Source organism: Allotamlana fucoidanivorans, assembly GCF_045788535.1.
GTDB lineage: Bacteria > Bacteroidota > Bacteroidia > Flavobacteriales > Flavobacteriaceae > Allotamlana > Allotamlana fucoidanivorans.
The window spans coordinates 2570746-2596526 of sequence record NZ_CP074074.1 but is presented as its reverse complement, the minus strand read 5'-3'; the positions used below and the strand labels follow the sequence as shown (position 1 = coordinate 2596526).

Here is a 25781-nt window from a genome sequence, read left to right as displayed (position 1 = left end):
TTATTTACAAAATTTCTACAGATATAATGTCTTTGTTCTTTGTCTTTGCCTCAAGGTCATAAAGTGACTGCATAGCTTCTCCTTCACCTACTTCAACAGTATAAATTCCTGAATACATCACTTTGGGTTTGTAAGTATTGCCTTTAATTCGAATGGAATGAATCACGTCTTTAGTATACCTATCTCTGACGGTGACCACCTGATTAGATTTTGACAGCTTTAACGTAGGAAGTTCATACCCGTTTTTTATAAGAAAGTTATCCTCTTGATTGCATGTTACTGGCCATCCTGTATACGGCCTACTGTTAGGGGCAAACATATCTACATTACGCTCCCAGCATTCAAAAGTGATTTGTCGGTTAGGTTTGTTAAATTTTATAATACCATAACCTGCTGCGCGTCCTTTTAATAAATCTTCTCTGGGTTTATTGTCTTTATGCGTAGGATTAGCCACGGCATGTACGGTAATTTTATTATGAAAAGCGTCTTTGAACTCTCCCGTATAATCTGGAGCCCCTTTCATTCTATTTTTGCCAGGCGCATCTGGATTCCACCAACGCATCCAAAAATTTGATGTTGCAGGCACTGCAAAAGAAAATCCTGCATTATTCCAATCTTCAACACCATGATGCACTACAGAGCCTAGATGCTGATCGCCTGCTATCATACAAGAAAAGCTTTTTCTAATAACCTTTAAAGCTTTATTTCTTCCCGATTGCGGCCAACCGTTAGCATCTGTACTATAACGCTGTTTTTTATCAATGGTTGGTGTATGTGTTGCTAAGTTTGTAAAAATGGTTTGAGATAACACCGCTTTCATATCGGCATCTTTCCAATTGGTTGTCCAGTCTTCGAGAAAATCTAATTGTCTTTCACCCAATAAGGTAGCGCCGTCAACATCCATTTCACGTGTGTCTTTATAATGTTTCTTTTCCAGAACGCGCTTAGGGCCAGATTTAAATTTTCTATCTTCAATAATGGCAAAACTAATGCCTCCCCAGGTAAGATTCGTGTAATACACCCCAATACCCTGTTCTATTGGCGTGGGATCATATGGATCGGGTAAATGACTTGTTTGGGTGCGCTCTACCTCTTTTATATAATTTACAGGCATATAATATCCGCCTTGATCGCCATCTCTACTGCTTATTTTTTTTCCGCCATTACCCCATAAATTACCTTGGCCAACATCATGATCATCAGGAATGGTAATTGTTGGCGTGTTACTAATTAATTCTCCAAAAGATTCTCCAAATTTTATCCAGTTTTTATAGTGCTCACTATGGTTATATACTTGATCTCCAGCAAAAAATAAAACATCGGGTTTAAGCTTCTTAAGATTGTCTATAATATCTTTAGCTGGCTCTTGCCCCCCATGTCTTTTGTAAATAGATAGGCAAGAAAATGCCGCCATAACAATTTCATCTTTGGCATTTGGATTTTTTTGAATGGTGCCTTCATAAAATGCTTTGTTGTTATGTACAATGCGATAATTTTTCTGTTTGGTGTCATCCCAATGTTCTATTCTAAAATGAGACGTATAACCTGGATATTCTATATCTGATTCCTGAAGGGTTTCCCATATGTCACCATTTTTTATTTGAAGCAAAGATGAAAATGGTTCATAATCCTTAATAGGATAAAACTGAGCTGTTAACTTCAATATATTATCATGAACCGTATATAAGGCAAAACAGATTCTATCCTCTGGAGCCTGATTTTCCGGCAATGCCAAAATATTTTTGGATTGCGCAAAAGCCATATTCAGCTCTAAAATAACAACTAGGAATAAAAGTATTTTCTTCATTTCATTATGGTTAGTTTACTAAACGAAAACCGTTTTCAGTCTTTTCAATAATAGGCTTAACATAGGCGTTATCCTTTATAATTGAGGTTTCATTTCCACCTCTATCACTTACCCCTTCTTTGCTGGAGCTATGATACATGGCATTTTGGGAAATGACACTTCCCTTAAGATTCTTAATAATTATACCGTAAAACGGATATGGAAATTCAAATTTATGTTCTTTACGATTATACCAACCCCAAATAGAGTTTCCGGTAACCGATACGCCTTTAAGATTTTCCAGCCATATTTGTGAACAAGCATCTTCTTTAGCATCAACCCCGTTACTACGCAATAAATTACCTGAAATGGTATGAGCCGTTCCATTGGTAATTTTAATACCTGGTCCAAAATTATGGTCAATAGCACAACCTGTAATTTGCATTGAATTTGAATGATTTAGAGAAATTCCTCCCTCTTTGTTCCATTCTATTCGGTTAGCCGTAACCATAACCGAAGCACCACCAAAGAATCTTAAATCTTTTATTTCCGCATCAGTCTTATCTGGATGTGGTTCTCCACGAGCAAACAAACCATATCCTTTATTGGCTGTTAGTTGATTATCAATAATCCAGCCATCATAGCCTCCGGTAATATCAACACCATGTTCTTGGTTAAACATTAATAGATTTCGGCGTACAGAAAACACCCATGAACGCTCTAATCGAATACCTGAACCGCTAAATTGTTGAATTCTACAATCTTCAATATTATTATGTTGTTCACACCCTGAATGTCGGGCATAAACGCCATGCATGCGCTTTCCTAATTGCTTACCATCAAGCGTTAAACCTATTATACGAATACCGCGATTATTTCCTAAATCTAATAAGGCACGGGCATTACCTGATTTTGCAATTAAAATAGTTTTACCTATATAATCCTTATCTTGCTTATCCTTATTAGCATAAGCCCAAGCTGAATAGCCCAAAAGTGTAATGTGGCTTGGAACTTTTACCGGATTAATAAGATATTTACCATGTGGAAAATAAACAGTTCCTTCAGATTTGGTAGCTGCTTCCATAGCTTTTTCAAAGGCTATTGTATCATCAGTTTTACCATCACCTTTAGCTCCAAATGACTTAATATTTAAAAATGTAGCAATATCAGCTTCTTGAGCAAAACCACTTATACTTAAAAATACAAGAAATAAACATGTACAAAACTTGTTCATAATTGATTTATTTTAATGATAATTTATAATCATGTACTCCAGGTGCAAAATTACTTCTGTAAACCGCAATACCTTCTGCTTTATCTCCCCAACCAACTTCTACACGGTTATCTCCCAAAACAATTTTAATTAGTTTGTCTTTCATTTTCATTGCCACAGCTTCATGTGCCTTATCAAAAGCTAAGTTATTAACTTCTTTAGGGTCTGATGGCATATGATACAATGCTGGATCTAACGCTTCATAGGTTGCATTTAATGCCCATTCTAAATCCACGCCTCGCTTTTTATGCGGACGTGTTTGCATAGAAAACACATAATCCTTTGTTCTAATGAATGCTCTGGGACCAGTAACAGCATGACTTTCGCCTATCACATAGTCTCGTTTTGGTGCTTTTCCTGAAGCCACCAAAGCCATATCTAAACCGTCTAAATATTGATATTTTTCATCAGATAACTGAGCGCCTACAGCCGATAATATAGTGGGTGCAACATCAACAAACTCTGTAAAATCCGTAATAACTTTACCCTCTGGAAACTTATTTTTATCAGAAGATACCACAACTATGGGGTTATGAGCATCAACATCCCAAGGTGTAAATTTAGAAACCGAGCCATGATCATTTAGTTTCCAACCATGGTCACCATTCACATAAACAATTAAATAAGGTTTGTTTCGTGCTTCGTTGTATGTGATAAACGCATCAACGGCCTGACCTACCAAATTATCTCCATAGGCACAAAACGCAAAATAGTCCTGAATCATTTTTTGTTTTTCTTGGTCTGTAAAATGGTCTGATGCTCCAAAACTACGCTGCTTTTTCAGTTGTGCAGGCATTTTATTTAACTCTACTTCATTAAACTCTGGTACCTGATAAGTATACTTCTTAAAACGTTCTCTGTAGCTTGCCGGGGGCAATACTGGTGTATGAGGAAAATCATATCCTATATAAAAAAACTGTGGTTTGTTTTCTTCTATACCTGCAATAGTTTGTGAACCAACAGTAAAAGTTTTACCCTTATTTTTCAAATAGTCTATAAAAACCGAAGTATAATAGCCATCTCTAGTGTTACCCGCTTTTCTTGAGCTTACTCCTGATAAAATCATGCCTTTATCAATATACTTGCCTTTTTTCTTGTTATAATGTCTCAGAATATCATATTCCTTAAGCGTATTTTCTGCCATTCCTGTATATTCTGGTCTTAGTTTCTCCAATTCTAATGAGGTGTATTTAAACTCCCCTTCATCAGTTACAAAATATTCAAGGTTTTTAATGACTTTATCAAACTTTTTACCATCTAATTCATAAAACCAATCTTTACCCCAAGCAGTAAAACCATCTCTACCTAATTTTTTAAAGTCAATATTATTCTGATAAATGTTATGCTTTATGGCTTTTCCTTTTTCATTAAGAGTTTTAATGCGTACACCTAGCTTACCTACGCGTAAAGTTTGATAACCTAACGCTTCCAATTGTTCAGGCAATGTTGGTTGTAAGTGTTCTGCCTTATTATTATAGTATTCAAATTCATAAATTCCGCTTCTAAAAGGATAACGCCCCATATGCATTGAAGACCTTGAAGGCGCGCAACCCTGTGCCTGACAATACGTATTTATAAATGTGGTTCCCATTTCTGATAGGCGGTCAATATTAGGGGACTCCACATAACCCAATTCACTCATTTCATTACCAGTTAGCATTTTATTAAATGCTCTCACAGCATCATACCTGTGGTCATCTGTAACAATCCAAAGTATGTTGGGTTGATTTTGTGCAAAAGCGGCCTTAAAAAACATACACGTTAACAATGCCACACAAATAATTATTCTATTCATTTTAGAAGTTATTAATTCTATTTATGGAGTATAATTTTTCTGCTATGTGAAATAGTGTCAATATTCAAATTAAGAACATAAATACCGTTTGATAAGCCTAAAGGCAATTTAAGTCTATACTGATTTTCATGCTTAACAATCTTTTTAGACATCACAATTTGACCTTTCAGGTTTGCTAATTTCAATTCTAGAGGGGCATTTGATTTTAGAGCAGGGTTTGTTATAACAAGTTCAGAAACCTCTGAATTAGGATAAACTCGCCAGGATAAATCTAATTTTGAAATATTGTTTTTGTTACTTAAAAGGTCATCATTGGACTTCCCGTTATAAGCACCAATATTTGGTGTTCCTGAAGCCAAATCGATAGGGTTTCCATAAAAATCAACATTAGGATATGCAGGTACATTTTCAAATACTCCAGTTCCCGCACCTAGCAAAACTGGACCTTGAATTGAAATACCGTTATTTACGGCCAAACTATTTTCATGAACTTGAAAAGCAAATTTATGTTCACCAACACTTGTAAAGAGAGCACTCCCTATTTGTGGATTAGTATCTGTATTTATCCAGTCTGGGTTCACAGTACCTTCAAACAAGTTATTAGTTACGGTTAAAGGTGTTCCGTTGGCATTGATTGCAAAGTTATTTGCACCCATTCCTGAGCCATTTGTTGAAGAAAAAATATTGTTATAAACAAACATGTTTTTTCCATCAAGGCTGATACTAGTGGTAAACGAATCTCCGTTAGGTTTCGTTCCTTTATTAATTACCACTGTATTGTTATTTATATAAACACCATCATTTAAATTCAGGCTATTGGGCGGATCTACCCATCGGTCAGAGTAAACATAAATTGTACAGTTACTATTAGCCCAGTTTGATACTCTAAACCCACTATTTACACTAACATTAAACCTGTAAACTGCGTTTTTATTTCCTGCCAAAATTTCAACAAAACCGCCTTCACAATCATCCATATAGTTATATTGAACAAAAGTATTTTCATTTTCTTTATCAATATGAATTCCATAAGAATCTAAATATCCTCTGGTACTTAGGCACATATTATACTGAACTACTGTATTGATGGACCAAATATTCCATACCGAACTTCCACGCCCGGGCATTCTTGAATCTGTCGTTGCTCCCGGATGATCAATGATGTTATTCTCTATTAAACAATTGTAGGTACGATTTGGAAGCACTGCTGAACCACCATTATAATAAAACTCGTTATTTCTAACAATAATATCCTTATTTCGATTGATTTCGTCATTACCAACACCTTCATTCCCTCCACTATGTTTAAACTGAATTCCCAAACGCTGTAAATTTGTAAAATATGAATCCTCAATAAGTATGTTTTGAATATTTTTTTCCTTTCCTATTTCTGTATTTTTAGAACATGTAAAACGAATTCCAGAAACCTGAATGGCATCAAAATCCTCCGGATTTAACATGGGCTGGACAGCGAATACATTCTTGACGATAATATTTCTAAAAATGAAGTTTTTCATGATCTGATCACTACTGTTATCAATGGATATTCCAAAACCATCGGTATCAGCAACCCCAGATCGAGCCACCTCTCTATCATTCCTAACCTCTATATCTTCAATAGTAATATTATCATTATTTTCAATTAAAATAGCTTCTTTATAATCGCTTCCACCAGCAGCTCCTACTTCGCCTGATATTATCGGTTTATTACCACTACCATATGACGTTATGGTAATTGGGTTGTTCATTTCTCCAGAACCATTTATAACAAAATGCCCATCAAACCGATCTCCCCTATTAAAGAACACCTTATCTCCAGGAAATAGTGGTGTGTCACTAATTTTATACAAACTCGCCCAAGGTGCATCAATATTCCCTGAACCACTATCATCTCCAGCACTACTCAAATAATATTTGGTTTGCCTTAAAATTTCAAAAACCTTAATATTATCTAAATCTATGGTTCCTGACCAATAATGATAAAATGCTATTTTGACACTTGATACGCCATTGGGAACATAAAATGATACTGACATTTTCTTCCAAGAAGTTTCCTCCTGAGCTGTTGAAGGTTTATAATCTGAAGATACCTGAATTAACTCATCTGAAATCGAAAAAACTCGTAACTGTCTTTTAAAAGGCCCCTTAGATTCCATCTCAAAAGTATAGGTTTTTCCTGCCACAACATCTATTGTTTTTGCAATTTGCATTTTTGCACCGCCATTAGTTGAGGCTAGCATTCTGGCAAATTTATTACCGCTATTTTCGGTTACAGTTGCTGTTATATTTCCACTGTAATTAACATCTTTAGAGAGTTGATATCCTTCAGTGGTTAAATCTAAGCCATTGGCTTTAGTCTCAAAATCTTCTTCAAATGCTGTTTGCGCTTGAGTAACACTAGATATTGAAATAAAGACTATAATTAAGCTGAATATTTTAATGTTCATTATATCTATTTAGCTCTTAATTAGTTAGTTATACTTTGTCAAAGGATCAGGTTTATCTTTACCCTTTTTTGGAGCATCATGTTCTGCTTCATGTAAATTATATTTGGGGAGTATACGTAATAACTCATCACGCTCTTTTCTATGGTTTTCAGACACTGAATCCCAATAGGTTATTTTAGGAAAACTTATTAGGTCATTTTGCTTTTGGCTTACATCATACCAAACATCATTTCCATCTCTAAGCACATAATCTCCTCTGATGATTTGTTTTTCCATATGATACCCATAAACCCAATCGCGGTGCGTTTTTTTATGGGTTGTTAAAAATGGTATTAGGCTTTCTCCATTTATTTCATAACTATCTGGAATTTTTACATGGCCAAGTTCTGCTATAGTAGGCACCATATCAGACATGTTGGCTAATACGTTTTGAAATCCTTTTTTGGTCATATTTAACCCTGGCGCATAAATAATTAAGGGCACATGAGTTCCTTTCTGCGACACGGGACTAGACTTACCGTAACCACTGGTTCCATTGTCTGCACAAAAGATAAAAATAGTATTGTTCTCAATACCTAATTCTTTCAATTTGTTCATGTATTGCCATACTTGGTAATCTAGATAATTAATATGATGATGAATACCGCTTTCTGTTACGGTTTCATGCGTATCATAAACCCCATTATCTCCTGTTATATTTGGAGTAATACGTGTATATTTTGAACCATCCCAACTAATTTTTGGTGTTCCTGGCCATTTCTGTCCAGACTCTGGATGTAAAAAATCGAAAGCATCATGACCTAAATGGCTGGTATGGTAAATAAAAAATGGTTGATCTTCTTTTTGCTTTCGCTCCATGAAATCGAAAACAAAATCCAACTCTACATCGGGTCCATAAACATTCAATCCAATTTCTTGCTTAGATGTCTTATCATTTGGCCACCAAACTAATCCTTTTCCTGTTGAGGGATGATTTTTTAACTGTACATGTGGTTTCCAATACCACCCTGATTGCACATAACTTTTTTGAGTTAGCTCCTTACCTGTATCTGCATTAAATAGCTTTTTATTACCATTTACTTTTCTTGTTTCCAATCTGAAATCTGTGGTATAAATAGCTTTATTATAAGAGCCTTCTCCCGGTGTAAAACAGCCTTCATCAAACTCGAATCCATCAATATTCATTTGGGTTTTTCCTGCCCAATACGTGGAATAACCACCTGCTTTAGCTACACTGGCAATATTATAAGGTGAACTTTCATATAAATTCCAATTTCCTTTTCCACTTGGAGCTTTACCTCTATCTTTGTTATGCCACCACTTATGTAAATGCGCATAACGCCCAGTCATCATCATAGCTCTACTGGGGCTACACACTGTTGCTGCCCAAGCTGTTTCAATATAGCAACCTTGATTTGCTAACTTATCTAAAACTGGAGTTTGTGCTCTAAACTCAAGGTTTGAGGTGTTGCCTCCTTTTTGGGTGTTACTTTTTGGAGCGCTCCAAACAGTTGAATTATAAATGGGCAACTCTCTGGCACTGATATCATCTGCAAACAGTAAAATGATGTTGGGTTGTTTTTGAATGTTATTTTGTGCTACTAAAACACTACAAACACACAGTAATACAACAATAAAACCTTTATTTATTTTATTCATCATTACAGATTATTAATTAAAACTTTATATGAATTTGTCTCTTCTCCAGAAGAAATAACCACAACATACATGCCTGATTGAAGTCCCGAAACATTTATACTAGGTTCCTCTAAAATTCCATTGCGCACTACTTTTCCCATAACATCTACAATAGTAAATTTTGAATAGTTAGCAAGTAATTCAACTCCTTTAAAATTAAGTATTCCATTATTTACTGGATTTGGATATAGCTTGACTTTTCGTTTATCTACTTTTTTATCAGATTGTAAACTTAAAACATCCAAATCTATCTTAGCCTTATACCAACCACTTCCCCAGCCGGCTGACCAAATGAGGGTTTCATCTACAGGATCAGGTTTTAAATCTACAATTCTATCGGGATGTGCTAAACCTTGATTGATTTTTTTCCAAGTTTCTCCTGCATCAATTGAGATATAGGCTCCTGGATTTTTAAATTCATTAAGCATACTGGGTACCTGAGCAGCTACAGACACCAAAATAATATTAGGATTAGCTGGCGACACTTCCGTTTGCCATACATAAGGTGCCTCAAAAATACGTATCCAACTTGTACCTTCATCTTCACTTTTCCAAACGCCACCTGCATTTAAAGTTCCTGATCGAGATCCTGCAGATATAAACATAGACCCTGTGTTTCTATCAATAAAAAAATTATTGACAGATTTAATTTCTGAAGGAATACTCACTTGCGACCAAGTTGAAGCTCCATTAGTTGTTTTATACAAACCACCTGGGTCATTATTTCCAAATTGATTTAGTGATGCGTAAATAATGTTGGGATTAGAAGGATCCATAGTCAATCGCCTTACACTACAATTAGCAGGTAAACCCAAATCGGCCAGCCCCCAGTTAAAACCAGCATCCGACGATTTATATATCCCATAAGATCCTTTGGTTAAAATACTTTCGTCTACAGAACCTCCAACTTCTGATACGGCTTTTCGCGTAGCACAGAAGTACATATTGTGTGGTGTTATGGGATCTATCAATAATGAATTTTGATAAGCAACAGATTCCCAACTATTATTACTTCCTTCAAAAATAGTAGCAATATTACTCCATGAATCGCCTCCATTTGATGTGCGTCTTAGCTTTCCTCTATGCTCTTGACGCCACATAAGCATATAAATCATATTAGGGTTATTGGGATGAACAGCCGCTGTAGCTATAGAATGCGCCCCATTATCATATATCTGACCTTCAATTTGTTGAATAGCTACAGCATCGGGGTTAGGGTGACTTCCTAAGCTTGTAGTTTGCCATAATCCATGCTCACCACTTAAAAGTAATTTTCTACCTGAAACACCTGTTTCAAGAATAAGTTGACGTCCTGGCAGATTGGTATTACCACGTCCTACCCAAGCATTACTCCCAGGATTAGTTTCGTAATCATCAGCCTGTTCCCATGAATCACCTCCATTATTCGATTTTAACAATTGCTGATTAATACCTGTAAACACATCTCCATTCATAGTTATAGCCAACATTCTTGCGGCCGAAGACTCTTCTCGTCCTTCATCCATATAACGTTGCATATGAGAAAAATCAATATTGGCCCCCAATGGGTTATTTCTACTTTGCCAATACGCTTTATCTGTTTCATTAATCCAATACAGACCAGATCTAGAGCAGGCGATCCATGACGTACCACCATCTTCTGTTTTCCAAACATCTCCAGGCCCAAAGCTAAATGTATGTCTTTTATTATGTACTAAGTAAATCTCATTTTTATTAGTAGGATTAACAACTATCCTGTTAAAAGTTGGCAATATTGAAGAGGGATAGGTTGTGTAGACAGACTTTGAATCACTCTTAGAAATTCCTAACCAATTGGCCACGGTTCTATGATAACTATCTCTAGTTGTAAAATCGGTAATAGATTGCATATTTAATGCTAAATTACCCGTTATACTTTGCCACGATAAGCCCCCATCTGTACTTTTAAATACACCGCCCGTACTGTTTATTGTTGAACTATTTGCTGCATAAAATGTTTGATCAACGGCATACAAAATAAACTCATTGGTATTTGAATTGTAATACGATGTTAAATCTCGAGGTCTATCATTGGGTAATCCTGTAGCACTAGAACTCCATGTTTCTCCTAAATCTGTACTTCTAAACATACCGTGACTGGTAGCCATAATCATGTTGTTAGGATTGTTCCTATCAAAAATAATGCGCCCAACATCTAAATCAGAAGAAATTCCAGTGGCTACTTTTTTCCATGTAACACCTTTATCTGTCGTTTTCCAAACATACCCATAATCAGAGCGTGATTGTTTGATACCACCTGGATTTGCAGCACTTCTATGATTACTTTTCACATTCCAAAAGTCCCCTGCTCCTAAAAACCAAACATTATCATTAGTGGGGTGTATTGACAATTTTGAATGACATTTCCCCATTACAGAGATTACAGACCATGTTCTCCCTCTATCCTGTGTTTCATACAATCTTCCACTGGTACTACTTCCTGATTGGTCATTGGCAAAGGCTATTCCATAATCTGGATTTTGTAAAGAAAATTGTATATCAATAATACGACGCATTTCAAAACCATTACCATCACTATCATTTATGGTTTGCCATGATTGTCCCCCATCCCAAGTACCAAATGCTGCATGCATATCTGGTCCACTAAACATCACATCTGCATCAGTTGGATGACACCAAAATTCTTCACAATATCCTGAAGTACCAGGAGCAAAATTAATCCACTTCACACTACTTTCTGATGCAACCCTTTGGTTTCTAATAATCTCAAAAAAGGACGGTTCAGGAATAACATTAGATAATATAGCATGTCCCAAACTATTATCAATCTGCCATGTTGATGAAAAATCAAAAGTTGTATAATTACTTTCTATTAATAATTCAGATTCACTTAAGCCTACAGCCCCATTATCAGAGCTCAAAGAAGCCTTATAAAAGGCATTGGTTGCTGGTATTCCATTTTTCTGGGCATTGGTTGGATCGTTTTGAATAGATACAATGGCATTTCCTCCTGAAACTGTACCATAAAAAGCTACTCGGTTTATAATATGCTCTCCTCGATTAAGCCCTACAATACCTCCACAACCATAACTTCCGCTGACAGAGGTAGAGCTGTAACAATCTTCAACAGTATTGGTTACTCCACCTGCAAAAAGTACCCCAACAATACCTCCTGTCCAACCGCCACTCACGGTAAACGAACCTCCTTGTGAATAGCATTTAGTTACAGAACCACCCGCTTGAAGAATACCTACAAACACGCCTGCTCTTGTCCAGTTGCTAAATGCTGTTCCAGTATAATTTCCATAAACATTAACAATACCTAAATTCTGTATTTGTCCACTTACAACACCAAACATTCCTGTGCCGTCTAATTCATCAGATGGTGCAGTTATTGTCAAGTTTGAAATACTATGTTTCAAACCGTTAAAACTACCTGTAAACGGATTGGAAGCCGTTCCAACTGGAGAATATGTTTTTCCAGACATATCAATATCTTGAATTAACTCAAAGTGTTTTCCCCAGTGTGAAGACGTGTTTGATAAGGTAACAAGCTGATCGGAAGTTTCAATTAAATAAGGATCCTCACTTGTCCCGCTACCTCCACCGTATTGACCGTAAGCAGATAAATTAAAGAACAGTAATAAACTAAATACACCTAAGTACAAAAACTTAGCCTCAACTTTTATGGTTTTATGTTTCATGTTTCATTTTTTGACATACAATTTTAGGATATTGCTATTCTAAAACAGATACTCCATGATTTCATTTAAGCAACATATGGATTGAATAGCTATGAAGTCAATACTTTTAATAGATAAAAACATGTTGACCCTAGGCTACTTTTTAATCTAAAACGGGGGTTCTTTTTTCATCCATGCGTTTCATGGCATTGACTTCATATACGCGTTTTAGTTGCCATAACGGACGTTCTAACTCACTTTCCCAATCCCATAACATTTTAAACATTTCCCTAACCTTATCTGGGTATTTGTAAGCTAGATTATTATTTTCTGTGATATCCTTTGATATGTTATATAATTCTGCTGGTCTGTCTGGAAATCGAAGCATTTTCCAGTCGCCATTCCTAACGACCCCTCTATTTTCCTTTTTCCAAAACAAAGTCTTGTGAGGGACATTTTGATTTTTACCGGTTACAAATGGTATTAAATCAACACCATCTAATCCTTCTATCTTTGAGGAATCACCACCACCTGCATTCACAAATGTGGGTAACATATCTAGCATGCTAATGGGACTATCATAGGTACTTCCAGGGGTTATAGTATTTGGTAATTTCATAACACAAGGCACGCGAATACCTCCTTCAAGATGATTTGATTTACAGCCACTTAATGGATAATTACATGTCATTGATCCATCAGGACCTCCATTATCATTAGAAAAAACAACAATAGTATTTTCTTCTAAACCTAAGGCTTTTAGTTTATCTAAAATTTTCCCACAAGCACGATCTAGAGCAATCGTCATGGCTGCAAGAATCCTTCGCTTCCCTTGCAAACCTTTTACCTCATCCAAATCTTCTTGCGTTGCTTGAAGTGGTGTATGAACTGCGTTGAAAGACACATACATGAAAAATGGCTTGGTTTTATTCCGCTCTATAAAATTACATGCTTCATCTGCAATTTCATCTGTTAAATACTTTTTTGGCTCTTCATAAACCTTATAACCTTTCTCCCATCTATTTTCAGGTTTTTCTGCTGATTGGGTTTGGGTAAGCCTATAAAAACTTCTGGCGCCTCCTCTAAAACCATAAAACTCATCAAAACCTCTGTGCAAAGGGTGATACTTATCGGCGCCTCCCAAATGCCATTTACCAAAGATTACAGATTTATAGCCTAGCGGTTTTAAATAATCTGCTATTGTTTTTAAGTGTAACGGAAGCCCCATCTCATCACCCATAAGCTTTGAGGATTCACTCATATAACCTGGCACATTATTTTCTTCTATCCCAAAACGTTGTTGGTACATTCCTGTTAAAAGTCCTGCACGCGAAGGCCCGCATACAGCTGCGGTTGTATAAGCTTCTTTAAATACCACTCCCTCAGCCGCTAAAGCGTCTAGGTTTGGTGTTTTAAACGTTTCACTACCTTGAAAACCAAAGTCATGATACCCTGCATCATCAGCAAAAAGAAAAACAATATTCTTCTTCTGAGCAAAACTAAAATTAGTACATACTAAGCAACTTCCCACTACGAGTAAGCCATAACATATAGTCTTAATTTTCATATTCTTATAATTTTAATTTATTTCATTCTTTGAGAAAAACACTTGTCTACCTTGTTCCAGTATCAAATCCTCGCCTTGGATTTCAATTATACCAGACAAACGAATATCTGCGGAAGACGCTCCTATTTTGAATTCATATTTACCTGCTTCTACAAACCATTTGGCATCTTTGTACTGTGCCAATTGTTGTGGCGACACCTTAAAATGAAGCGTCTTTTCTTCACCTGCTTTTAAATCCACTCTATTGAAACCTTTTAGAAGAATGGACTTCATACTGATTTCCGTATCAACAGGCGAAACATATAATTGCACAACCTCAGTACCATCTCTCTGGCCAGTATTCTTAACATTGCATGAAACTACAAAGCGATCATCAGTAATATGCGCCGAAGATGCCATATTAAAATTATCATACTGAAAGTTTGTATATGACAAACCATAGCCAAAAGGATACTGTACATAATCTTTAGTAGAAACACCATCTTGATAATTAATTTCTATATCTTGTTCTGTGCTTGGGTAAGATACACAGAGTTTACCCGAAGGATTTACTGTGCCTCGCAATACATCTGCAATAGCGTGCCCCGCCTCCTCACCAGGAAACCAAGCTTGTACCACGGCCGCACATTGACTTGAGATATTACTAATAACTTGTTGACGCCCACTTAATACAAGCAATACAACGGGCTTTCCTGTGGCTATTAACTGTTTCACAAAAGCTTCCTGCTCTCCTGGCAAACCAATACCTTTTCTCCAGCGTCCCTCGCCATTTAGATAAAGATTTTCACCCATAGCTGCAATAATAACATCACTTTCTTTAGCATATCCAAGGGCTTTTTGAAGATTAGGTTGCGGCAACCCTTTAATTGTTCTTAGCTTCAACTGACTTAATCGATCATCACCAAAACTGGTTGTATCAATTTGAGCATCAAGCCTAGCACTCCAATCGCATCCTCGTTCATGTAAAATTTCTACACTGCTTCCCAACCTGTTTTCTAAACCTTCTTTAACCGTTATCAGTTTCGGGTGATTTGCATCAAACCCAACTTGATTCCAAAACGATCGCATACCTTGGTAGGTGTAATCTCCTAATAAACCGTATACCGTTGACGCATTAGGACCAACAAGTGCTATTTTCTTCACATCATCCTTTAAAGGAAGAATGCCGTTATTTTCTAAAAGCACTATAGACTGACATGCCGTTTGGTAAGCCAATTCACGATTTTCTGGTGGATCAAAATCTAAATTACCATCAGTTCCTATTTTTGGATTTTCATCTAGCAATCCTAATTTCGCTTTCATAATTAATGAACGCTTAACAGCCTCTTCAATGATTTCTTCAGTTACCAAACCTTTCTTTATTGCTTCAGGTAAAAACGGATAAGCTGTTGGAGAGGATAATTCAATATCAACACCTGCATTCATGGCCATGGCTCCTGCTGTTGGCAAATCTTTAGCTTGTTTATATTTTTTAAATATTTGATTGATGGCACCATAATCACTAACCACTAAACCATCAAAACCAACATCGCGTCGTAATATTTGCTGTAGCATGGTGGGATTGGCAGAAATTGGCAACGCCTTGTATACTCCATACGATGGCATGACACTTTTCGCCCCACCAACTTTAATACAGGCTTCATGTGGCATTAAATACTCTTCATACAATACCTTTTCACTATTATTTTTGGTGCCATATCCTGCAAAGTGTTTCACGGTTGCTGCAACTCCCGTTTTAAAATCGTCTCCCTGCAAACCTTTTACAAAGGCCACTCCCATGCGCGATGTTAAGTAAGCATCTTCACCATAACTCTCTTGATGACGGTTCCAATGCGCCGTTCTACTAAGATCAAGCATAGGTGATAAGGCGAACGTAGCACCTACGGCACGCATATTTCCTGCTGTTGAAGCCGTGTTTTTTTCTACCAAATCTGGATTCCAGGTACAGCCAACTCCAATTTGCTGAGGAAAGGTTGTAGCTGTATAAGTGGCAAAACCTGTAATGGCTTCTTCATGAAAAATAGCAGGTATTTTTAAGCGTGTTTCAGTCATTAAATAATGTTGCACCTCGCGCACCAAATCTCTTAAGGCTTCTGGGGTAATTTCCTGTCTGGATGAAAACTGACAAAAATGACCAATACCATAAGGTATATGTTTACGGCATAACTCTAGCGATACCTTACCATCAACCATGATATCTCGTAAACGTGTTCCCATAATCTGGGCTAATTTTTCATCCATGGTCATGTCTGCAATCAAGGCGTCTACCTTTGCATCAATTTCTGAGTTTGAAAAAGGAGGCATCACCTTAACTTCTTTCACTGTTTTATTTGTATGTATACAGGAAAACAGTAGAGTAATCAATAACATACAAACAAACGGCATTTTTAATTTCATCATAATGTTTATCATAATTTTATTTTGAAAACAAGTATTTATTGGATTGCAATGGTAACCATCTGAGGCTCCATACCTTCAGCACTTACCTTTATATTGACATTTCCGGCACTTTTATTAGCCTGTACAATAGCCAAACAACGCCCTTGATGAGTTAGTACTTTGTTGGTTTGAAAATCTTGTGTGCTTTTATTCCAGCCATTGTCAACCCCAAGTAAGCGGACATCACCTTCAATATTGAAAACGATTTCCTGCTCAGTTGTTTTTACAGGAAGCCCATCTTTATCGATAAGCTGAACTACAAGGTGCGCTACATCGTATGCATTGGCAGCAAGTTGTGTTTTATCTACAGTAACCTTAATTTTAGCAGGTGATGATGCTGTTTGTAATTTAGCTTGTGTATTAACCGCTCTAGCTTCAAGTATTCCTGCTTCATAAGGCACAGCCCAACGCATAATATTATCTTCATAATCAGCCAGTTTTAAACTTCCTAATGATTTACCATTCAAAAATAATTCGGCTTCTGGAAGATTAGAAACCACCTCAACAATAACCGTTTCACCTGCTTCATAGTTCCAATGTTCTTTTGACAGGAAATTATTCCAATTTAAAGCCTTTCTTGATGCAGGTACAACATTACCATCTTCGTCCATTTTAAAAGGCGACTCTGAAAGTGCATGTGTTTGAATTTTCAAAAATGGTTCATCCGTCCAAATACTTTTAAAGTGATTATAACCTGCTTTTTCAAACCCTGCTAAATCGAGCATATCTCCAGGCCAAGCCTTTTGAGGCCAATCATCTTGTGACTCTCCCATGTAATCAATACCAGTCCACATGTACATACTGAATACCATTGGATTGTCTGTTACCGATTTCCATTCACTTAAATACCCTGAGTTTTCATTACCCGTAAATAGCATATCAGGATAGTGTTCTTTACACCAGTCATATTGTTTAATTTGATAACTAAAACCTACTACATCAAGGGCATCAGCATATCCTGATGCACAACTAGCTACAGGTATTATGAGGTTTGCAGTAACAGGACGTGTGATGTCCATTTCTTTTACCCATTTTGACAAACGATGCGCCGTTTCTGCCAGTACATATTTGCGCTCTGGTAAAGCATTATAACGCGCTTTCATTTCTGCTGGTGTTAAATGTGGAATTTTATTCCAATAGCCACCTTTAACCTCGGGATCCCATAAACCACTAATATGTTGATAATGCGGATAGGTCCACTCTATTTCATTACCTATACTCCATTGGAATACAGACGGATGATTTCTATCTCGCATTATGGTTCGTTTTAAATCGCTTTCGCCCCATTCCTGAAAGTGTTCTGTATACCCACGGGTTATATACAACTCACGTGTTTCATTTTTATTAAACTGCTTATCTTTAGGGTTATCCATTTCATCAAATATTTCATTCTGAACCAGAAAACCCATTTCATCACAGATATCTAAAAACTCCTCAGAAAAAGGATTGTGCGAGGTACGTACAGCATTAACACCAGCCTCTTTTAAAATAGATAAGCGACGCTCCCAAACACCACGAGGTACGGCAGCCCCTACCAATCCCGCATCATGATGCAAACAAACGCCTTTTACATAGGTAGACTTACCATTAAGATAAAAGCCTGTATCCTTATCAAAACGAAGATCTCTGATACCAAAAGGCGTTATATATTCATCTACAATGTTTTCATTATGTATAATCGTTGTAACGGCTTTATACATATTAGGATGATCTGTATCCCATAACTTAGGATTTGAAACCGTCATAACCTGATCAACCTTTTTTTCTTCACCAGAAGTCATAATAACAGCACTTGAAACTGTTGTTACTTCTTTTCCTGAGTTATCAAAAATGGCTGTATTTAAGGTGAAAGAGGTATTTTCAAAGCCTTGATTAACAACAGTAGCCTCTAGGTTTATTTTGGCTTCCTCTTTTGAAATCTCTGGCGTGGTAATATAGGTGCCCCAAATAGGAATATGTAGTTTGTTTACCGTTATCAATTTTACATTTCGGTAAATACCGCTTCCTGTGTACCAACGGCTATCAGCATACCGCGAATGGTCTACATAAACCGTCATCACATTATCTTCATTACCTTCTTTCAAAAAAGGTGTTACATCAAAATACCTTGGTGAGTAACCATAAGGATTGAATCCAAGATACTGACCATTAATCCAAAATTTCGCATTATTATACACCCCATCAAATAAAACAAAAGTGCTTTTTTCTTTTTTATTAGCTGGGCTTTTAAAATGTTTTTGGTACACCCCAACACCTCCAGGCAGATAACCTGTACAACCTTCTAAATTAGAATCAAAAGAAAATTCAACACTCCAATCATGTGGCAAACGTACATCACGCCAATCTGCATCAGGAAGTGGAATTTTAGTTAAGGACGTTGTATCTTTTAATAAAGTGAATTTCCAATCGAAATTAAAATCGGCTTCTCTTTGAATTGAAACCATTGAATTTTGTTTACAAGATGTCATTAATACGGTAAATACCGTAAGTAGAACAAAACTTAATTTATAAATTTTCATAGTAGCACATTGCTTTAGTATAGTCAGTATTTAGAAGATAACTTATTTCTTTATTTTTTCTTTAATCCTCGAATAATCAAAACGGCATCAGCCTCACCTTTCCAAGGACGCCAATCCCAAAACTCTAAGGCCTTTTTTTCATATTTTTCTTCTGCTGTAAATTCTCCAGTAATAGTATTAAACCATTGTTTAGTTGCATGTGTATGATCAAATTTGTCCTTTATAATTCGTGCAGCTCCCACCCAATTATTTTCCTTAGGGGCATATAACAGCACAATACCATCTTTTTCATTCGTTAAATTATAACCCGCTGTATTATATTTTTCTAAGGGTTTGCAATTTTGAAAATTAACAGTATCAAACAAGGTTCGCATGTGTTTAAAATACTCAAAATGCGGTTTATCAAAATTATCAGGTTGTTCAAACGGATTATGAATCACGGCATTCCATGATGTTCCTTGCCAATAATATGTGGTATAGCCCCCCGCAAAAACGCACATATAGTTTCGTCTTAAACAAGCTTCGGCATCATCATAAGCACCTGGAAACACAACATATGGAGATGCTTCATACCCGCCATGTTCAATATTAAAAATTGGTTTATTCGGGAACTTATGCTTGGCTTCTAGCATGTGCTGATATAAGGTATGTTTCCAATTTTGAGTAGATATAAAATCAACTTTATCTGGATTATTTACACAAAACCCATAATCATGAACCGACACCAACCTATGGTAAGTATCTAGTTTTCTAGTACGTTCTATACGCTCTAAAATATACTCTTTTGTAGCACGCGTGTAGTGTAGTGCTTCCTTTGACACATCCCAGATAATATTTGGAAAGGCTTGATAACGTTTAACAATGTAATCATAATACATATTATCTGCCTTGGATTCCATATCGGGCCATTCTACCAATTTATTCCACACATAAATCATAAGATGACTCACAATCTCTCTATCATGCATGTTTGAAATCACCTTATCAAAATGTTTAAAAAAATCAATGTTTAGCGCACTGTAATCAGGTTTTGAATTGGAGCCTAAAAACGGGTAAATATCTTCTCTGCTTCCATACTCATGCTCGGGATGCTCGAGTAACCTTTTATCTTTTGGCCAACTCACGTCATAAGAATACACATTCATGACTATTTGATTAAACCCGTATTTTTCAACTAAAGACAATAAATGTTCCGTTTTAGGAATATCTTTTTGACCATAATCTAAAGCAAAAAGCCAATCACATTCAAAAGCCAAATTGAAGTAGTGCGTACCATCTTCATAATAAAAATGCTGGGGATCACTTTCATTTAAAACAACACCGCCATGACGATTTTGTTTTTCATTGGCACCAACAACTATTTTCCCTTTTTTATGATTGAGCTCTTTTATATCTGATTCAATCACAAAGATTTTCTCTCCTATTTTTGCACTAGAATAACGAAACACCCATTCACGGTTTCCATTGAAAAACACGGGGACTCTTTGCTCACCTTCTTCTCCGCTAACTACAGCATAAACCTGTTTTTCAAAAGGATTTTTTACATCACCTTTAACCTTATAAATGATATCATTGACTTCCCATTGAACGGTTTTAACCACTATGTTACGCTTCGGGTTTTCCCAAGTTTTAATTTGGGCTGTCCCCTGCAAGCTAACTAAAAAAAAGAGAGTTAATGTGTATATAATATTCTTCATAAACATATTTTTATTTTGCTAATTTTATTTCAATCTAAAATATGGCATAACAAACGGTTTTAGTATGAGTTTGGATTGCATTTACCTAACAAATGGTTAAATTAACTACTCGATTATACTTATCTCAATTGTAACGAAGCCGTTTGAGGAATTGCTGCGCCTAAATTCACACTTAAATCACCTGGTGAAGCATTTCCTACAACAATATTGTAATACCCTTTACGCCATACCTTTTCACCTTTTTCATTTACCACTTTAAGTTGGTCTGGTTCAAGAACAAACTCAAGATTTTTTGATTCTCCTTTATTTAAATGTATACGCTTGAAGGCTTTTAAGGACTTAATAGGTATGCCTCCCGACACTCCTTTAGGACACACATAGAGTTGCACAACCTCATCAATATTATATTCACCCTCATTTGATACCTCAACCGTGACACTCAACGCTTGATTTTTCCGTAATTTAGTATCACTAAGATTCAAGTCCTGAAACACCGTTTTTGAATATGTTAAACCAAAGCCAAATGGAAACATGGGATCTTCGGTCATATATTTATAGGTACGTCCTTGCATAGAATAGTCGCTATAATCTGGCAGTTGTTCTACATTTTTAGGAAAAGTGATTGGCAAATGTCCTGATGGTGACACATCACCAAATAAAATGTCGGCCACAGCATGTCCTCCTTGCTCTCCTGGATACCATATTTGAAGTATGGCATCACAGTGTTCTTCAATACCTTCTAAAGACACTGGGCTTCCACTCGCTACTACTAAAACAAGCGGTCCTTTTTTCTTTTCTATAATTTGTTTTACATAGTTAATTTGATTTTCAGGTAATTTTAAATCTACTTTATCTCCAATATCGGCTGACGCTATCGCATCAACCTCTTCCCCTTCTCTATCTGCTGTAAGTCCTACTACACAAATGGTTACATCAGATTCTGCCGCTACATTTGGCGCCCAATTTTTGGGGTTTATATTATCATGAAACGGTAAAGCACCGCTGCGGTAATTTAATGATGACCCTAACGAAACGGCATCTGTTATTCCCTCAAGAATGGTTACTAAACTAGAACTCACACCATAATAACTTCCCATAAGCATGTCTGAAGAATTTGCAAATGGCCCCGTAACGTAAGGTACTTTGATATCCTTTGAAAGCGGTAGCACATTATCTTTATTCTTTAAGAGTACAATAGATTTTTGGGCTGCTTCTCTGGCCAACGCCACGTGTTCATCACTGTGAATGTTATCGGCACTCACATTAAAATATGGATGATCATCTTGTTTATCAAACATCCCTAAACGGAACCTAGTTTTATATAGTTGTTTGGTGCGTTCATGAATAAGTTCTTCTGTAACTAACCCTTTTTCTAAAGCTTTAAGAAGATTAGAGTAAGTTTTACCACAATTTAAATTCGTTCCTGCTTTAAGCGAAACCGCAGCAGCTTCTTCTGGCGTACCAACAAACTTTTGTTTTCCATATACGCCATTTACCGCGCCACAATCTGAAGTAATGTACCCATCAAACCCCCATTGATCTTTTAATACCTCTTGAAGTAAAAACGGACTAGCGCATGCTGGTTTTCCGTAAACGGCATTGTATGCCGCCATAACTCCTTCAACTTTAGCTTCTTTTACAAGCGTCTCAAAAGCTGGAAAATAGGTTTCATATAAATCTTGCTGATTTGGTTCGGCATTAAACCTATGTCTAGATTCTTCAGGACCAGAATGCACAGCAAAATGCTTAGCACAGGCTGCTGTTTTTAAATATTGTGGATCATTTCCTTGCAACCCCTTAACGAAAGCCACTCCAATTTTAGACATCAGGTAAGGGTCTTCGCCGTAAGTTTCCTGTCCGCGCCCCCATCTTGGGTCTCTAAAAATATTTACATTGGGAGTCCAAAATGTTAAACCCGCATATTTACTATGATTTCCCATTCTTTGAGAAATAATATATTTTGCCCGCGCTTCGGTTGATACGGCTGATGCTACGCGCTCTACCAATTCAGGATCAAATGTGGCTCCCATACCAATACCTTGCGGAAAAATGGTGGCTTTTCCATTTCTAGCAATACCATGAAGGGCTTCATTCCACCAATTATAATTTGGCACCTTAAGCCGCTCAATAGGAGCTGCTCCGTTCATTAACTGACTTACCTTTTCTTCGGTTGACATTTGTGAGACCAAAATTTCAACACGTTCTTCTAAAGGTAAATTCTCGTTTAAATACTCAAAATTCACCTCTTGGGCATGTACTAAAAATCCAAAAAACATAGCCCCAATAAGCCAATGCGCTTTGCTAAGTTTACTCGTTTGCATCTTAAAATTCATATGATTTTATTTTACTATTATCTTTGCTACATCTGTATTTTCAGGCAGTCCATTGCTTATTTTTTGCCATGTTTTTCCTTTATCAGAAGACTTCCATATATAACCGTTTACCTCATACTTAAATGTACTACGGTATAGTTTATTTATCGATTTATGATTTCCTTTCAAATTTCAAAAATTGCCAGCTCCTGCAAACCATACATTATCATTAGTAGAATCAACTGCTAATTCACTACGGCGAATTCCTTGTTGCTTGGATACCAACCTCTTGAAAAGTCATTTTCCGTTTCTAAATCAAAGCCATGTTAGGTATATGATGTTCCAAAACCACCTTGTTTATCCCAGCTTCTACCTTTATCATGAGTTTGATAAATCCAGCCATTCCAATCGATAGCCATTCCAAAATCAGGATTTTGAATGGAGAATTCAATATCTAAAACCCGCTTCATATCCAATCCTAAACCATCAGAATCCTTTAAGGTATGCCAAGATTTTCCACCATCCCATGTACCAAAACTTACATGCATATCTGGCCCCATAAACATAACATTGGCATCTGTAGGATGACACCAAAACCCTTCACAATACCCAGACATGCCTGGCCCAAAATTATTCCATTGAACATTTTGATCGGACTGTACTTTTTGAAGTCTTAACGTTTTAAAAAAATCTTGATTACCGGCATCTTTTTGTCCAAATGACGCTATTGAACACAACAAAAAGAAGCACACCAACACTGAGTGGCTAATAGAACTCTTTAACATTTTAATTTAAGTTTTAGTTTAGCTGAACTACAATTTAGTTCATATATGATGTAAATTTCTATATTGAACTTAAATATTGCAATAAATTTATTAGTCTAAAACTAGACTCATATAAAAAAAGCTATTCAATAACTATACAACCTGTTTTAACGCAACACATAATATATTGATTTTCATAAAAATAAAAAACACACAAAAACATTCAAACTATTCATGGTTCAATTACCACACCTTATTATTACATTTGAAACATGACATTAAAATTCAACAAAAACTCTTATTTATTTTTGTTTTTACATTTGATTATGTGTCAATTGCCTTATGCTTTTGCTTCAAATTTAAGTCCTAGCCAAACCATTGCCTCCCATTTAAATTCAACAAAAAAAGACAGCTTGGCTTACATAAACGAACTAACTCAACTTGGTGACATTGAAAGAACAAAAGGCAATTATGACATTGCTTTTGACAAGCTATGGGATGCCATGTTAATTGCTGAACGCAAAGACTACAAAGTACCTTTGGTTCAAATTCATAGAGGACTAGGCATTTTATATGATATCTACAATAAAGACTCGCTTGCACTGGCACACTTTAAAACCGCTTTAAATTCATCTAAAGTGTTACTAAAAACGGGACTCATAAAACAGCAAGATATTGTACCTAGTTACTTTAGCTTATCAAATTTTTGGAGAGACAGACAAGATTATGGAACTGCACTTTTATACCTCGATTCTTGTAGTATATACAATAAAAAACTAAAGGCGCTGCCATATGCTATGACAGATCGTGGCTATTGTAATTTACAACTAGGCAACCTTAAGGCTGCTGAAACACTTCTTTTTGAAGCAAAAACACACCTAGAAGCCATAAACTCCCCTTACCTTGTGGTTAATCTAAATTTTATTGGTGATTTAAAACGTGTTAAACATCAATATAATGATGCGCTCAAGTTTTACACCCAAAGCCTTAACCATCTTGTGAATTACAATGTGCATACAGAATACAAGCCCGATATACTTCAAAAAATAGCAGATATTTATGTTTTAAAAGGAGATTTACTTGAAGCCATAAATAATATGAGTGCTTCAAAAAAAAGCTATGAAGACCTATTTAGTGCTACCAGTAAGCATAATCAACGTTTATTTGAAATTAAAAACAAATACAGAGCAGAGCTTGAAAAAAACAAAACTTTAATTGAAAAACAACAAATTCTTTTAAAACAAAAAAACAAAAAAGTTAGAAACATATTAATTATATGTGGATGCATTCTTTTATTAAGTTTTATTAGCTACTTAATATACTTTCAAAGAAATAAAATAAAAAAACTATACTTAGTCAATGAGCTTGACAGGGAGAAAAATCAAGCCATTTTAAAAGTTAAAAGTAAAGAACTAACTAGTTATACCTTGAAAATAATAAAAATGGAAGAAGCTGTTCAAAGCATACTTGAAAACACAAAAAAGATTGACCCTAAAGCCTACGAATCATTAAAAAAGACATATGCAAGAGACCACTTAAACACATGGAAAGAGTTTGATAAAAGGTTTTCTGAAGTGAATACTCATTTTCATGAAACGCTTTGCAAAAAGCACCCTACGTTATCACCAACCGAATTAAAACATTGCTCGTTAATTAAATTGAACTTTAATAGTCATGAAATGTCCAAAATACTTAATATTTCATTGCAAAGTGTTCATACATCTCGGTATAGAATACGAAAAAAAATGAAGTTAAGCTCAAACTCAAGTCTGGAAACTTACATTGGCTCTATATAGACACGATGTCAAGTATAAAAAAAGCA

At 36.0% G+C, this 25781-nt stretch carries 14 protein-coding genes; 1 reads left to right on the top strand and 13 read right to left on the bottom strand.

The window, feature by feature from the left end; genetic code table 11:
• Positions 1–4 precede the first annotated feature (4 nt).
• The 13 genes from KFZ70_RS11345 to KFZ70_RS11285 all read right to left on the bottom strand — a co-directional run bounded on the left by KFZ70_RS11345 (position 5) and on the right by KFZ70_RS11285 (position 23980).
• Positions 5–1807 carry an alkaline phosphatase D family protein gene (locus tag KFZ70_RS11345; protein ID WP_139698061.1) on the bottom strand — a complete coding sequence of 601 codons (1803 nt, stop codon included), beginning with the start codon at positions 1805–1807 and terminating at the stop codon, positions 5–7.
• A 10-nt stretch (positions 1808–1817) separates the two neighbouring features.
• Entirely contained in the window at positions 1818–3020 is a 1203-nt protein-coding gene (locus KFZ70_RS11340) for a right-handed parallel beta-helix repeat-containing protein (RefSeq protein ID WP_139698062.1), read from the bottom strand.
• 7 nt (positions 3021–3027) lie between these two features.
• Positions 3028–4854 carry a sulfatase-like hydrolase/transferase gene (locus KFZ70_RS11335; protein ID WP_139698063.1) on the bottom strand — a complete coding sequence of 609 codons (1827 nt, stop codon included), beginning with the start codon at positions 4852–4854 and terminating at the stop codon, positions 3028–3030.
• A gap of 17 nt (positions 4855–4871) precedes the next feature.
• Positions 4872–7301 (bottom strand): T9SS type A sorting domain-containing protein, encoded by a 2430-nt coding sequence (locus tag KFZ70_RS11330; RefSeq protein WP_139698064.1) that lies wholly within the window; start codon positions 7299–7301, stop codon positions 4872–4874.
• Between the two features lie 24 nt (positions 7302–7325).
• A complete protein-coding gene (locus tag KFZ70_RS11325) occupies positions 7326–8963 on the bottom strand; it encodes a sulfatase-like hydrolase/transferase (protein ID WP_233244074.1) in 1638 nt (545 codons plus the stop codon).
• On the bottom strand, positions 8963–12682 hold the full coding sequence (locus tag KFZ70_RS11320; RefSeq protein ID WP_139698065.1) for a VPS10 domain-containing protein: 3720 nt from the start codon (positions 12680–12682) through the stop codon (positions 8963–8965). The genes KFZ70_RS11325 and KFZ70_RS11320 overlap by 1 nt, the downstream gene beginning before the upstream one ends.
• Before the next feature lie 142 nt (positions 12683–12824).
• Positions 12825–14228: a sulfatase-like hydrolase/transferase gene (locus KFZ70_RS11315; protein ID WP_139698066.1), complete on the bottom strand. Its 1404-nt coding sequence runs from the start codon at positions 14226–14228 to the stop codon at positions 12825–12827.
• Positions 14229–14240: 12 nt separating this feature from the next.
• Positions 14241–16628 carry a glycoside hydrolase family 3 N-terminal domain-containing protein gene (locus tag KFZ70_RS11310; RefSeq protein WP_199240684.1) on the bottom strand — a complete coding sequence of 796 codons (2388 nt, stop codon included), beginning with the start codon at positions 16626–16628 and terminating at the stop codon, positions 14241–14243.
• A gap of 35 nt (positions 16629–16663) precedes the next feature.
• Positions 16664–19186, bottom strand: a complete 2523-nt coding sequence (locus tag KFZ70_RS11305) for a glycoside hydrolase family 2 TIM barrel-domain containing protein (RefSeq protein WP_199240685.1) — start codon at positions 19184–19186, stop codon at positions 16664–16666.
• Positions 19187–19236: 50 nt separating this feature from the next.
• Entirely contained in the window at positions 19237–20883 is a 1647-nt protein-coding gene (locus KFZ70_RS11300) for a DUF4038 domain-containing protein (protein WP_139698067.1), read from the bottom strand.
• Between the two features lie 119 nt (positions 20884–21002).
• The gene (locus KFZ70_RS11295; protein ID WP_233244075.1) at positions 21003–23216 is read right to left on the bottom strand and encodes a glycoside hydrolase family 3 C-terminal domain-containing protein; all 2214 of its coding nucleotides are present in this window, start codon (positions 23214–23216) and stop codon (positions 21003–21005) included.
• A 6-nt stretch (positions 23217–23222) separates the two neighbouring features.
• Positions 23223–23384 (bottom strand): hypothetical protein, encoded by a 162-nt coding sequence (locus KFZ70_RS11290; protein ID WP_233244076.1) that lies wholly within the window; start codon positions 23382–23384, stop codon positions 23223–23225.
• Between the two features lie 137 nt (positions 23385–23521).
• Positions 23522–23980 (bottom strand): hypothetical protein, encoded by a 459-nt coding sequence (locus KFZ70_RS11285; protein ID WP_139698068.1) that lies wholly within the window; start codon positions 23978–23980, stop codon positions 23522–23524.
• A 251-nt stretch (positions 23981–24231) separates the two neighbouring features.
• Between KFZ70_RS11285 and KFZ70_RS11280 the strand changes: the two genes are divergently transcribed.
• Entirely contained in the window at positions 24232–25755 is a 1524-nt protein-coding gene (locus KFZ70_RS11280) for a hypothetical protein (protein WP_139698069.1), read from the top strand.
• The last annotated feature ends 26 nt before the right edge of the window (positions 25756–25781 follow it).